Source organism: Geomonas sp., assembly GCF_056994735.1.
Map to the genome: position 1 here is coordinate 1 of NZ_JBXKJL010000078.1, position 12,859 is coordinate 12,859.

The 12,859-nt window shown below is 58.6% G+C and carries 15 protein-coding genes; 2 read left to right on the plus strand and 13 right to left on the minus strand.

All coding sequences use genetic code 11. From position 1 onward, the window contains the following. The 9 genes from AC11W3_RS03575 to AC11W3_RS03615 all read right to left on the minus strand — a co-directional run. Nucleotides 1-301 (minus strand): cytochrome P460 family protein (locus tag AC11W3_RS03575; protein WP_484092497.1); only part of this gene is annotated, 301 nt, incomplete at its 3' end. A gap of 177 nt (nucleotides 302-478) precedes the next feature. Beyond that, nucleotides 479-802, minus strand: coding sequence for a nucleotidyltransferase domain-containing protein (locus AC11W3_RS03580; RefSeq protein ID WP_484091953.1), 324 nt, complete (start codon nucleotides 800-802; stop codon nucleotides 479-481). After that, nucleotides 792-1,211: a nucleotidyltransferase substrate binding protein gene (locus tag AC11W3_RS03585; RefSeq protein WP_484092498.1), complete on the minus strand. Its 420-nt coding sequence runs from the start codon at nucleotides 1,209-1,211 to the stop codon at nucleotides 792-794. The genes AC11W3_RS03580 and AC11W3_RS03585 overlap by 11 nt, the downstream gene beginning before the upstream one ends. Before the next feature lie 11 nt (nucleotides 1,212-1,222). Continuing rightward, entirely contained in the window at nucleotides 1,223-2,107 is an 885-nt protein-coding gene (locus tag AC11W3_RS03590) for a carotenoid biosynthesis protein (protein ID WP_484091951.1), read from the minus strand. 199 nt (nucleotides 2,108-2,306) lie between these two features. Beyond that, nucleotides 2,307-3,377, minus strand: a complete 1,071-nt coding sequence (locus AC11W3_RS03595) for an MlaD family protein (RefSeq protein WP_484092499.1) — start codon at nucleotides 3,375-3,377, stop codon at nucleotides 2,307-2,309. 75 nt (nucleotides 3,378-3,452) lie between these two features. Further along, complete coding sequence (locus tag AC11W3_RS03600; RefSeq protein ID WP_484091949.1) at nucleotides 3,453-4,229, minus strand: MlaE family ABC transporter permease; 777 nt, start codon at nucleotides 4,227-4,229, stop codon at nucleotides 3,453-3,455. Continuing rightward, the gene (locus AC11W3_RS03605) at nucleotides 4,226-5,683 is read right to left on the minus strand and encodes a hypothetical protein (RefSeq protein WP_484091948.1); all 1,458 of its coding nucleotides are present in this window, start codon (nucleotides 5,681-5,683) and stop codon (nucleotides 4,226-4,228) included. The genes AC11W3_RS03600 and AC11W3_RS03605 overlap by 4 nt, the downstream gene beginning before the upstream one ends. Nucleotides 5,684-6,046: 363 nt before the next feature. After that, entirely contained in the window at nucleotides 6,047-6,574 is a 528-nt protein-coding gene (leuD, locus tag AC11W3_RS03610; protein ID WP_484091947.1) for a 3-isopropylmalate dehydratase small subunit, read from the minus strand. A gap of 21 nt (nucleotides 6,575-6,595) precedes the next feature. Then, nucleotides 6,596-7,879: a 3-isopropylmalate dehydratase large subunit gene (locus AC11W3_RS03615; protein ID WP_484091946.1), complete on the minus strand. Its 1,284-nt coding sequence runs from the start codon at nucleotides 7,877-7,879 to the stop codon at nucleotides 6,596-6,598. 165 nt (nucleotides 7,880-8,044) lie between these two features. Here AC11W3_RS03615 and AC11W3_RS03620 point away from each other — a divergent pair, with 165 nt between their 5' ends. Together AC11W3_RS03620 and AC11W3_RS03625 are read left to right on the plus strand one after the other, a co-directional pair. After that, on the plus strand, nucleotides 8,045-9,073 hold the full coding sequence (locus AC11W3_RS03620) for an LOG family protein (RefSeq protein ID WP_484092500.1): 1,029 nt from the start codon (nucleotides 8,045-8,047) through the stop codon (nucleotides 9,071-9,073). 219 nt (nucleotides 9,074-9,292) lie between these two features. Further along, entirely contained in the window at nucleotides 9,293-9,496 is a 204-nt protein-coding gene (locus tag AC11W3_RS03625; protein WP_484091944.1) for a cold-shock protein, read from the plus strand. A gap of 153 nt (nucleotides 9,497-9,649) precedes the next feature. On the opposite strand, the gene AC11W3_RS03630 is transcribed toward AC11W3_RS03625, so the two are convergent. The 4 genes from AC11W3_RS03630 to AC11W3_RS03645 all read right to left on the minus strand — a co-directional run. Beyond that, nucleotides 9,650-10,153, minus strand: a complete 504-nt coding sequence (locus AC11W3_RS03630) for an REP-associated tyrosine transposase (protein ID WP_484092501.1) — start codon at nucleotides 10,151-10,153, stop codon at nucleotides 9,650-9,652. A gap of 167 nt (nucleotides 10,154-10,320) precedes the next feature. Beyond that, the gene (locus AC11W3_RS03635) at nucleotides 10,321-12,084 is read right to left on the minus strand and encodes an MXAN_6640 family putative metalloprotease (protein WP_484091942.1); all 1,764 of its coding nucleotides are present in this window, start codon (nucleotides 12,082-12,084) and stop codon (nucleotides 10,321-10,323) included. Next, the gene (locus tag AC11W3_RS03640; protein WP_484091941.1) at nucleotides 12,084-12,560 is read right to left on the minus strand and encodes a carboxypeptidase-like regulatory domain-containing protein; all 477 of its coding nucleotides are present in this window, start codon (nucleotides 12,558-12,560) and stop codon (nucleotides 12,084-12,086) included. Before AC11W3_RS03640 ends, AC11W3_RS03635 begins: the two co-directional genes overlap by 1 nt. A gap of 188 nt (nucleotides 12,561-12,748) precedes the next feature. Continuing rightward, on the minus strand, nucleotides 12,749-12,859 hold a 111-nt coding region (locus AC11W3_RS03645; RefSeq protein ID WP_484092502.1), incomplete at its 5' end, for an alpha-isopropylmalate synthase regulatory domain-containing protein.

Genomic DNA, 12,859 nt, shown 5'->3' on the forward strand with positions numbered 1-12,859 from the left:
TCATGGTCTTCTTGCCGGGGACCTGCTTCCCGCCCTGGTCCTTGATCGAGTAATTGACAGCTATGAACCGGCTCCCCTCGGGGTACGCTCCGCCGGACTTGTAAGCCTTCATCGCGGTCTTGTCGACGTAGATGTAATGGATGCCGTAGAACATCGACTTCTTGTCCGGTTCAACCCTCGCCCTGCTCTTTTCCCACTTCTCGTACCCCTTGGGAAGGGAAACTCCTTTATCGGCGGCCGAGGCGGCCCCGGCAACACCAAGAAGAGCCCCGAGGGCCAGAAGAATGGCTACTTTTTTCATATATCCTCCTTTGATATCTTGTTCGCCATGACGCAGGCAGGATAGAGACCCGACATGCGGCGTCAGGATCCACCGGAAAAAATACCATACCGATGCCTCGCATCATAGAAACCTTAGTGAATATTATTTTTATCAGTGTGCCGCGGGACCAGGCCGGGACTCTGACGGCGGTTGAAGCTATTTCTGATAAAAGACCCGCCCTACCCTTTTCACATGATCGATCACGTCAGGGTCGCTGATCTTGTGGAGCAATGAGAGATCGATCTTGTATGGAAGCATGAGATCATCGAGTTCAGTCTCGATCTTCATAAGTTCGGAAAGGGTCATGGACTGGGCTATGACAGTGAGATCAATGTCGGAGCCATGTCTGTAGTTCCCCTTGGCCCGCGATCCGTAGATCATGACCTGCTCTATCAGGGGATGAAGTGCAAACACCCCGTTAATTGCCCCGATGGCCTTCTCCTTCAGTCCGAAGAGTTGTCGGTCCTGTTCATCTTCCATCAGCTAAATCCTCCATTCGAGAGGAGAACTGCTCAAGAAGAAGGAAGTAGACCTCTATCACTTTTTCAGATATCTCATCAGCGACCGCCTCGTTGTAGGTGTGCGAGGTCATGTTCCGGCTTTTAATCATCTCCATCCAGCCCTCGCCGGCGTAGATGAGACCGCGGCTGAAAGCCTCGCGAGTGGCGTCCCTGGACCCCATGATCGAAGTGTTGCCCTGATACTCGAAATAATCCTTCATCACGTTCCAGGCGAGTTCGTGGGTGAACTCGAAGGCCTTGATCAGCCCCTGCTGCTCGATCTGTGAGAGCGGGCGCTGCCGACTGAGCTCGACAGCGAACCGAAGTTGATCCAGTGCCTTTTGATAGTGCTTGAGGCGCTGCTGCCAGCGAATATCAGGGTCTTCCATGGCTTCTCCTGCTAATCCCGACAAGCCCGTCCCGCTCCCGCCGACGCTGCCCTGGACCACGGAAATTCCCGCAGATGATCGGCCAGTTCGTCCTTGTGATAGCGGTTCACCTTCCTGGCCAGCAGCACCACGGCCATCACCACAGGGAGCGTGAAGATGAAGACACCGGTCAGGGCCATGAGATGTTCCCCGATGTAGAAGGTGACCGACAGGTTGAAGGCGACCACACAGAGATAGAGGAACGGTGCGTAGAAGCAGCGGTAAGGAGCAGCAGCCACACCGGCCGGTCGGTCGTTACCTCTACCTACCACACGGTCGATGACCTGGAGAGCAGCGATCAGGGCCGCACTGACCAGCCACCAGCCGAGATAATTGGAAAGAGGCACACCAAAGTGGGCACCGGCCTCCCGGTATCCGTAGATCTGCCCCAGAAACCATCTACGCCCCTGCAGCGCGACAGGGTCGGTGACGATATCCAGGAAAACCTGGAAGAGCGAGCCCAGGAGGAGTGCGGAAAAGGAACGCCGCAGCCGCCCGGTTTCCAGGAGAACGAGGTCTCCCCGGACCCGCTTCACCGGGGCGAGCACCAGCAGAGCGGCGCCGTAGCTGCAGTAGCAGAGAAAGACATAGGAGAGCGAGTCGAAGAAGGGAACGCCGGCAATCCAGAGTTCTTTCCCGCGGGTCGCCTCGATATAGTAGTACCATCCGTAAGGAAAGCCGTTATTGATGGAGGAGTATTCGGAGGCGAAGGCGATCAGGTAGCCGACGATGGTGAACCAGACGGTCTTTTTCCATCCGAGGTGCAGCACCGCGGCCACCAGGTAGCTGGCGAAGAAGGCAAAGACATAGGGACGCATGGTGATGGTCCCAACGGCAATGTGAAAAATGTCAGTCATGGCAAGGAAATCCTGTAGTAATAACAGCCACCGTCATTCCCGCGGGGGTAAGCGGGAATCCAGAGATGGATCCCCGATAAAAGCACTCGGGGATGACGCAGCCGAGGTTGTCGTTTCCCTCACCCCGACCTCTCCCGGAGGGAGAGGGAGTTTAACCGGAGTGGATATTGAGAGGGGGGAATTCGAGAGAATACCCCGGTTAGAACAAGGTCCCCACGATGGAGCCGAGCACCGAAATCGGTCCGGTGTCGCCCAAGCCTTCCATCGCCCGCTCGGCCTTCTTCAGGGTCGCGGTCGTATCGCGGTAAAGCTGGTCCTCGTTCACCAGCTTCCCGATCGTCCCCTGGCCGGCGTTGATCTTCTGGGCGATCTCCTTGACATTTTTGGATGCGTCGCGCATCTCGGTGTAGAGCGCGTCGTCCTGCACCAGCTTCCCGATCGTCCCCTCGCCGCGGTTGATCTTGGCGGTGATATCCTTGATGTCCCGGAAGCCGGAGTTGAGATCCTTGACCCCGCCTTTGAGATCCGCCATGGCCGTGGATGCGTCTCGGTAGAGGGTATCGTCGTTGATGAGTTTACCGAGCGTCCCCTCGCCCTTCTCTAGCTTCCCGGCGACAGACTTGAAGCTGGCCACCGTGCTGCTGGCGTCTCTGTAGAGGGAGCCGTCATTGAGGAGCAGGGCGAGCGAACCGTCGCCCTTGTCCAGTTTATAGGTGATGCTGTCGATGTTCGCGATGGCGTCTTTCAGGCTGCCGCGGTTGTCATCCAGGATGTTGGAAACCTTCTGCATCACCATCGCCTGGTTCTTGTTCAGGTTGTTCACCAGAGATCTGGCATCCTTGACCACGTCGCTCAGGTTGTCGACGATGATGTCGATGTTGGCCACATCCTTCCCTCGCACCGTCCCACCCGCCTCCAAAAGCGGCGCCTGGGGGGACCCGAAGGAAAGCCCGAGGAACTGCCCGCCAAGGAGGTTGGTAAGGCGCAGGCCTGCCACGGTATCGGTCTTGATCCGCGTTTCCGGCTTGACCTCGAAGTCGATCTCGATCTTGTCGCTCAGGATGACGATGTCGGTGATCCTCCCCACATCCACCCCCGCCAGACGGACCGGATCCCCGACCTTGAGCCCGGTGATGCTGGAGAGATACGTCTTGTAGGGGGTGTTCCTCTGGAAGGGATTCCATTTCTCACCCACCTCCAGCAGCACCCCCAGGATAATGAGACCGAGCACGAAAAACATGCCGACCTTTTTTTCCACCGATAAAGCCATGTATGGAACCTCCAAAAAAACAAGGGAAGGTGGTTTGGCTTCCGTCAAACCATTCACCATTCACCATTCACGTTTTTACAGCAACAACCTCGTCAGAAAGTAGTCCGAGACCAGGATCAGCATGAAAGAGAGCACGACCGACCTGGTGGTGGCCTCCCCGATCCCCCTGGCGCCGCCGGAGGTCGCGAACCCCACGTAGCAGGCGACGAGGGCGACAATGGATCCGAATACCACCGCCTTGGTGAGGCCGGTTCCGATCTCCTTGATCTTCAGGGCGGCGGTAAGGCTGTCGTAATAGGTCGCATAGGAGACGAAGATCTGCGGATGCAGGTTGCTGATCAGCGCCCCGCCGATTATCCCGATGCAGTCCGAATAGATGACCAGGGCCGGAACGCAGATGATGCAGGCGATGAAGCGCGGCATGGCCAGATAGCGGACCGGATCGATGTCGAGGGTCCGCAAGGCATCGATCTCCTCGTACACGGTCATGACCCCGAGCTCGGCGGCCATGGCGGAGCCGACACGGCCGGCGACGAGGAAGCTGGTCATGACCGGCCCCAGTTCGCGGACCATCGAATGACCCACGATGGCGCCGATGATGTTCTGCCCGCCGTACTTCTGCAGTTCCACACCCGTCTGCAGGGCCAGAACCATCCCCACGAAAAAGGCCATCACCGAGGCGACCGGGAGGGTGTCATAGCCGATGATCGCCATCTGGGTCAGGATGCTCTGCACGTTGCGGGGCGCCTCGCGGAAGTAGTAGACGATCTTCCCCATGAGGATCACCATCTCACCGAGCACCTGGTGAAAATAGAGGATCCTCTTGCCCAGCGGTTCCAGGAATCTGGTCACTTCCCCCCCCATTTCAGCCCGAACGGCATCCACAGGAGGCTCAACTCGCTCTCCTGTTCTCCGCGCTTGAGGCTGATTAAACCCTTCAGAAACTTCAGCTCGCGTTCTCCCTTTACACCGCGGTAGGAGATGAGCGGGAACAGCTCGTAGGCCAGGTCCTCGCCGCGGCGCTCGTGCCAGTAGAGGTTCCAAAAGAGAGACGAAGCGGAGTTGCCCTCCTCGTCCCACTTCCTCTGGTACAGCCGCCACAGGGGCGCCCAGTTCTTCTCGATCCCCTCCTTGTCCAGCACCGACTCGACCGGCGCCGGGAAGGAGAACGAGTAGATCCCGCTCGGGGTCGATTGGTACAGGAAAAGAGGCCACATGGCGATCCTGCTTCTTTCCGTCCCTTCCTTGGGCCAGCGCTCGTGGCTTCCCCGGTAGAGGAAGAAGAGCACCCGGTCCGAATCCCGGTTGAAGTTCTCGGAACGGATCTCCTCGTGGCGGTAGAGGGGCCACAGATACCAGCGCCTCTCGCCGTCCTCGAAGGTGTCACGCGAGTAGAGCGGCAGGAAGGTGTTGGCGTTACGCTTCTCCCCCCGAATCGTGGAGATGAAGGGCCAGAAGTAGTCGATCTCCTCGAACTTCTTCTCGTGGTTTATCGTGTAGCCGAAGAAGGGCCAGACATAGCTGCGGGAAGTCCTTTTCGGCGAATCGATGCTCCCGTAGAACGGGAAGAACGAAGTCTTCTCCGTCGGGTTGTCGGTATCGAGTCCCGTCTGCCAGGAGGTATAGAAGGGCCAGAGTACGAACCTCTTGTTGTACACCCCCTCCTTGTGCGACTGGCCGTAGAGAGGGAAGACCTCGAAGCCGCTCTCCTTCTCCCCGCTGGTGCTGGAGAAGATCGGATAGAGATAGTGCCTGGTCGTGGTGCCACGATTCACCGTGCGGCCGTAAAGGGGGAACATCACGAAATGATACTCATCCCTCCAGAAGCGCCCGTAGATGTCTCCGTAGAAGGGAAAGAAGGAGCGGTAATCCTCCCCCTTCTCCGATTGTCCCGCAATGTAGAACGGGAAGAGCATCGAGTTCTTCTCCCGCCCGGCCTCTTCATCCTTGCGGAAGTTCGAGATTTGAAAGAACCGCAGTATCTCGTAGGTGTCAGCCTGCGGGGTGTTATCCCGGTAGGCTGCCGGATAGAGGAAGTAGGTCGAGGTGGACCTGTCCTTGAGGTGATCGCTCCGATACAGGAAGGGGCGGAAGGCCGTTTCCCGGTCGTCCCCCTTCTTCTCGAACTTTATCAGCGGCCCGAGGATGGAAAGGTTGCTGAATCCCTCCGGCGGGCTGGTACGGTAATCCACCAGCGGCCAAAGGGTGAAAATGGTTCCCTTTTCCGGCTCCGCGGCGCTGCACACAGTCACCAGGGCAATCACCGGAAGGAGTGCCGCTATAACTAATCCTCTGATGACAGACATGAACCTCAGATGAAACCTCTCGTTACAGACATAAATGCAGATAGTAACTGCTGCAATTATGGGTAGTCAATCAAAATAATGTCTTATGACAGGTATACCACTGTCATTTAACGGAAAGCTGTCTCAAAAGCCGAGTCTCCCCTGCCCCGCTTCCACCAATCTTCCGCCAGCTTCCAGAACTGTCATTCCCGAAGCGATTCTGATCGGGAATCCAGATCCTAAACGACGTGATCCCCGATAAGGGCATTCGGGGATGACAATCTCATAGCGGAAGATTAGCGCCAATCAGTAAAAGAAAAGAGGCAGAAGACTTCTGCGTCCTCTGCCTCCATTATGCCATCTTCTGTCTTTAAAGATCCGCTGCTAGTATTTCCCGTCCGCATAATCGACCCAGCCGCCGGCCAGCACCAGTGCCTTGTCGAAGGGGGAGATCTCGAAGGAGATGGTCTCCTTGCGGCCGCCGCCGCTCACGGTCAGCTTCTGGTTCTCGACGTCCACCTCGATGGCGGCGTCGGCCGCATCGGCGTAGCCGAAGAGCTGCTCGATCTGCTGGGCGGGGAGTTCTATCGCCGCCATCCCGCAGTTGAACATGTTCTGTCTGAAGATGCGGGCGAAGGACTCCGCGATCACGGCGTACATGCCGTTCACCTCGAAGACCCAGGGTGCGTGCTCGCGGGAGGAGCCGCAGCCGAAGTTGGCGCGCGAAACCACCACGCCGGCGCTTTTGGTCTTCTCTGACTTCGGGTCGAAACCGGGGAGCTTGAGGTCCTCCAGAAGATAGGGCTTCAGGTCTTCCTTGGTGATCTCGGTGAGGTATTTCGCCGGGATGATCTCGTCGGTGTTTATATCACTACGGTCCAGAAAAAGGGCCGGGCCGCCAAAACTCTTCATATGTTCACTCTCCTTGGTCAATTAAAGGTATTTGCGCGGGTCAGCAAGCTTACCCTCGATCGCGGATGCGGCTGCGGTTGCGGGAGAAAGCAGGTGGACCATGCCACCCTTCCCCATCCTCCCCATGAAGTTGCGGTTCGTGGTGGAGGCGCAGACCTCGCCTTCGGCCAGGACGCCGTTGCTCATCCCGAGGCAGGCGCCGCAGGTCGGGTTGGTGACGCAGAAGCCGGCTTCCATGAAGATGTCGATGAGACCTTCGGCCACCGCTTCCTTGTAGATCTGCGGGGTCGCCGGGGAGAGGATGCCGCGCACGGTCGGGGCGATCTTCTTCCCCTTGAGCACCGCGGCAGCGATCCTCAGGTCCTCGAGCCTGCCGTTGGTGCAGGAACCGATGTAGACCTGGTCCACCGGGGTTCCTTCCATCTCGGTCACCCTCTTCACCTGGTCAGGCTTGTAGTCGAAGGTGCAAAGCGGGGTGAGGTCGGAAAGGTCGAGGTTGATGACCTTGTCGTATTCGGCGTCCGCATCCGAGCACCATTTGCTGTAGGAGGCGACAGCCTCTTCCTTGGAGGCGAAGGAGTCGGAGATGAAGGGCCAGAGGTAGTCGACGGTGACCCGGTCGGGCATGCAGATGCCGGAGGTGCCGCCGGCCTCGATGGCCATGTTGCACAGGGTCATCCTCGATTCCATGGACATGGAGTCGACGACGGGGCCGCCGAACTCGATGACCCGGTCGGTGGCGCCGTTGACGCCCAGGGTGCCGATCACGCGCAGGATGGCGTCCTTGGCGTAGACCCCCTTGGGGAGCGTGCCGTTCAGGTTGACCCTGATGGTCTTCGGCTCGCGGAAGGCGCAGACCCCTTTCAGTATCCCGACCTCGAGGTCGGTGGTGCCGACGCCGGCGGCGAAGGCGCCGAAAGCGCCGTGGGTGCAGGTATGGGAGTCACCCATGATCACGGTGTTGCCGGGACGGATGAACCCCTTTTCCGGGAAGAGCGCATGGCAGACGCCGTTGGCGCCGATGTCGAAGAAGTCCTTGATGCCGTGGCGACGGGCCCAGTCCCTGAGCATCTTGGCCTGGGTGGCGGTCTTGCTGTCCTTGCTGGGGGTCACGTGATCGATGACGGCCTTGATATTGTCTGGATTGAAGACCCGGTCCTTGCCGCGCGCCATGAGGTCGGCGATCGCTATCGGCGTGGTAATCTCGTGGCACATCACCACGTCTACCCTCAGCACCTTGGTCCCTGCAAACGGCTCATCGACCAGATGCGCCGCAAAAATCTTCTGCGCGGTTGTCATACCCATATGTAGCGGTTTCCTTTTAAAGGTGGAATAAATGCGTCCAGCGGACACAATAACGTAAATGTAAACAACAAATCAAACTAATAATTGTTCAATCATATTAAACATTTGCCTGAAGCTTTGGCCGTGCTATAATTGGCCACCTATATTAACAGGGGAGTCCATTTAATGCAACTGCGCTTTACCAGAACCAACGGAGAGATAGATACTCTGATCGACGAACTCCTCGAGAAGGCGGGGGGCATCCACCATCCTCCCCTGGCTCGGGAGATGATCATATCGGCGCTGAAGGCGGGTCAGGATACCGACTATCTTGCCGACCTCAAGCTGCTCAGCAACACCATGAAGGAGATGCGCTACACCACCCTGGTCTTCGCTCCGTACCGGCACAAGAAGAAGGTCACCATCTTCGGCTCGGCCCGCACCGCTCCCGAGGAGGAGATGTACAAGAAGTGCACGCGCTTCAGCAGGCTTTTGGCCGACAAGGGCTACATGATCATCACCGGCGGAGGGGGCGGCATCATGCAGGCCGGGAACGAGGGAGCAGGCAGCGAAGCCTCTTTCGCCGCCAACATCAGGCTCCCCTTCGAGCAAAGCGCCAACGTCGTGATGCTGAAGAACCCGCGGCTCATCACCTACAAATACTTCTTCAACAGGAAGGTCGCCTTCGTCAAGGAGTCCGACGCCATCGCCGTCTTTCCCGGGGGATTCGGAACCCTCGACGAGGCCATGGAGGTCTTCACCCTGGTCCAGACCGGCAAGACCTCCCCCAAGCCGCTGGTGCTGGTGGACGACGAGGAAGGTTACTGGGAACACTGGTTCCGCTTCATGAAGGACCGGTTATTAGTGAAGGGCTTCATCTCCGCCGAGGACTTCTCGATCTTCACCATCACCAAGAGCTATGAAGAAGCCGTCCAGGTCATCGAAGAGTTCTACACCAACTACCACTCCATCAGGTTCGTGGGCGGCGAGCTCATCATCAGGCTGAACAAGGAGCTCACCAGGGAAGAGATCGAGATGCTGGAAAACGAATTCCCCGAACTGCGCCTTTCCGGGAGCAGGATCGAGGCGGTCAGCGCCCGGCCGGAGGAGGCCGACGAGCCCGACTTGCTGCACCTTCCCAGAATTGCGTTTCGCTTCCACCACCAGCATTACGGCCTGCTGATGGCCTTTATCCGGCGCCTGAATACCTTTTAAAACGGCTGTGCAAAATTTTGTTATGAAGAAAATATTTCCTTGACAAGCTTATTATACGATGTTAATTTTTACGCCAGCCGCTGGTTTCCGAGGTTAAAGCGCCGAAAAGCCAAAGAGAATCACTCCCTTTGAGCCGTTTCAAGCAGAGAACTCGTCGGAAATTGCAGCATCAAACGTAGATCCGGCTGAGTTCCGGAGGTATCAAAAGGAGGCAGGACAATGGCACAGGGCAAGGTTAAATGGTTCAACGACGCTAAAGGGTTCGGTTTCATCGAGCAGGAAAACGGCGAGGACGTGTTCGTGCACTTCTCCGCCATCACCGGGGACGGCTTCAAATCCCTGGCTGAAGGCGAAGCTGTCTCCTTCGACGTTACCAACGGCCCCAAAGGGCTCCAGGCGGCAAACGTCAAGAAAATCGGCTAGCAGCTAGAGTCACAACCGAAGGGGCCCCGCCGGATTCACTCCGCGCGGGGCCTTTTTCGTTTTTGGCGAGAATAGCGGCCGTGGTTCGCGCCCGGGAGGGCGCTCCTACCATAAGACCAACCTCTTCCTGCAGTACGGCATCGCTGCCGCCCATCAATCCCCATCCACCCACACCGCGTCCCATAGGGGGTGGCCCCAGATGGTGGATACTATCCCGGCCCGGACTGGATTCATCACCACATACCTTGCCACTGCGCGGACATCTTCCTCTGTACGTAGAGCATGATCGTGGTACCCACGTTGCCAAATACCGTGAAGCGGCCTGCCGCCTGTCGTAGGAGCGGCATCCTTGCCGCGAACCGCAGCGATCCCATTGGCAGAAAAACTTTTTACAGAATGCATGACCTCCGGCAGCAATCTTCCAGCACTCAAGGTAAAGAGCCAGTGGAAATGGTCCGGCATCACAACGAATGCGATGCTCTCGACGAAACCCTTTTCCGCCTGGTACCGCATGGCATTAACAACCATTCGCCCCAGGCGATAATCCAGGAACAGAGGGATACGGTCAGGGGTGGCAGTCGTGACGAGGTAGACCTGGCCATCGATGGAGACTCGGCCCTTCCGTAAGTTGCCGGCATGAAAATCTCGAAACACCATCGGCACCCCCAATTGGCGGTTGGTTCGCGCCCGGGAGGGCGCTCCTACTTCCTCTGTACGTAGAGCATGATCGTGGTACCCACGTTGCCAAACCGTGAAGCGGCGTGCCGCCTGTCGTAGGAGCGGCATCCTTGCCGCGAACCGCCAGTGAGGCCGGCGAACGAGACCTACCTTCCTACCCTCTTGCCAATCACGAGGAGGGAAGCAGTCCCTCTCCTTCGCTTGAGAACTATTGCACCGCCCACCGCTATGAGGACAACGATGGCACCGGGATATTCCACCGCCAGCACCACCGGAGTGAGCGCCACCCTCACCCCGGCGCGCATCCACGCGTGCTCCGCAATGATACGGGCGATCGGGGGACTGATCCGATAGTAGAGCGACACGAAGAGACGCCCGGGTGCGTTGGTCAGGAGATGCCGGTCCCTGAAGTCGCGCAGCAGCGCCACCTTCGGGTGCAGGTAGCTACCGTATGCGGCGGTGGCGATGAAACACCCTCCCCCCTTGCTGGAAGTCGTTGTTGCCCCCGCCGGCGAAGCATCTGTCGAGGTCTTGCTGATTATCAGGTCAAGCTCGGACGTTCCCGATACATAGAAAGACGGAACTGTGATCGTGCCCGCTGCCCGATCGAGCGGGTACTCCTCGATGGTCCCGTCACTCCCCTTTTTCACCGCCACCACTTCCACCCCGACGGGGACGCTTGGCAAGGAGAGCACCAGGTTTACCGGTGCGCCCTGGCCGGGGAGGAAACGGTAATAGGCAAAGGTGTACACGGGCAGTGCGGAAATCTTCGACGTTACCGCTGACAGATCAACGGGATAGGTACTGTACGTCGCCTGTGGATTGACCGAAGGGATCATGCCCAGGTCAGTGGCATGGGTGGCCCAGTTCCGCAAGACGACTCTCTTGGCATAGGCGGCGAAGTCGCCCGCCAGGGTCGCCCCGGTCGCCGTGATCGAGGACTCGATAACCGGCATCATCGGAAGATCATCGCCGGTGGCAGGTGCCGCCGCGGCCCCGATAGCGGTCCAGATGTCGCGAATCAAGGTGGGGGAGTGTGCCTCGGCGAGGTAGCGATTGAAGACCCAGCGCCCGTACTCGGACCCGCCATCGAGGCCGGCGTTCAGCGAAAGCGTGCTGGCATACGGCAGGTACTTATTCAGATAGCCATAGAGTTGGTTCACCGAGTCATAGACCTCGTCCTCCATCCAAGTCGAGGTCATCTCCGCAAAGGCGAGGTCGAAGTAGTAGTTGTATCCGTACTGGATGGCGTGGTGAAACTCATGGGCGGCTGTTACGTCGAGAAGCTGCTCGGGGGTATAGGCGCCGTGGGAGGTGAAGATCGGATCGGTAAAGGATTGGTCGATCTCGATGTAGCTTGAGGCGGAGACCGCCGGGTAGGTTGGCATGCCGTCATCGGTAGTGAACCCGTAGGCCTTTTCGCTGACCAGACTCCTGAGGTAGACGTCGTATCGTCCGGAGGTCGGGGAGCGGTAGCCCATTGTGGAGACCTCGGCGCTGTAGACCTCGTCGAAAACAGCGGCAACCTTCTCTACCCAGTCAGGGATGCCGTCGTAATCGGCATCGGTGGGATCGGGAGCGTCCGTCCCGGTTCTGGCGTAATGTACGGTGAAATGTCCCCTGGGCAAGGAATAGGTCGCTTCGTTGGAAAGGGCCGGCCTCGCTACCTGCTTGGCCAGGACCTTCTGCGTGGCGGGCTCGAGCTTCTTCCAGTCACGCTTCAGGTTGCGATGGAGAGCGGTGTGGCAGCGGTCGGCGAGGATGCCACCAGTCGAAGTCGCAGCGAGGACCTTGGCGAGACTCTCGCTCTCTCCGAATTGCGCCAGGTAGTATTCGTCCAGAGCTGCCGCGGAAACCATGGCAGGAAGGAGGGCCACCATCAAGAGTGCACGCATAAACGAGCCGGTCATCAATCCACCATCCTTTTGCCCACCCTCATTGCCGCAAGAGAGCTCTTACCCTTTTCGACAGCCACGGTTTTGGAGAACCCTGCCAGCTGCAGCTGGTAGCTGCCGGGGGGAAGGGCGAGTATGAGGTAGCCGCTCTCATCGGTGCGGCCAGCGACGGTGACAGTCTTCCCTCTGACCGTGACAGCGACGCCGGCCATTGGGGCAAAGCCTCCCTGTGGTCTCAGCTTCCCGCCGGCCCGCTGCTGGTAGCAAAAGAGCGCCACCGCACCCGTTCCGTCAGGAAGGGGGTCTTCCCGTGTCGTCGAGGCGCCGGCCGGAACGGGAAGGTACCCGTCACGGGTGAGAATCCCGCCGCTGGTCCCATCCTTGACAAAGCCGTGACCGTCGAAGCCCCAGCTCTGCCAGGAAGAGGAGGTCGCGGCGTAGCCACTCCCCGATGCCGTCAACATCATCAAGAGTACGAACAACAGCTTCATGAGAAACTCCCGTTAAATTTGCCGGACAGGATGTCACAGACTCCTTCCACTTTGCAACGTCAAATTAAAAAATAACCCCGTCCCCGCCGCCCCTCCCTTGGCAGGGGTAGGAATCGGGTGGGGATGGGGTTCGAGTTGCAACGGGACAGTAAGAAGGGGGCCGAAGCCCCCTCGTCAGGCGGGGATTATCAGAGGGCCTCGATGTCGCGGTCCGTGGCGGAATGGAGCCGGTTGAGGGCGTCGATGTAGGCCTTGGCCGAAGCCTCGATGATGTCGGTGGATGCGCCGCGTCCGATGAC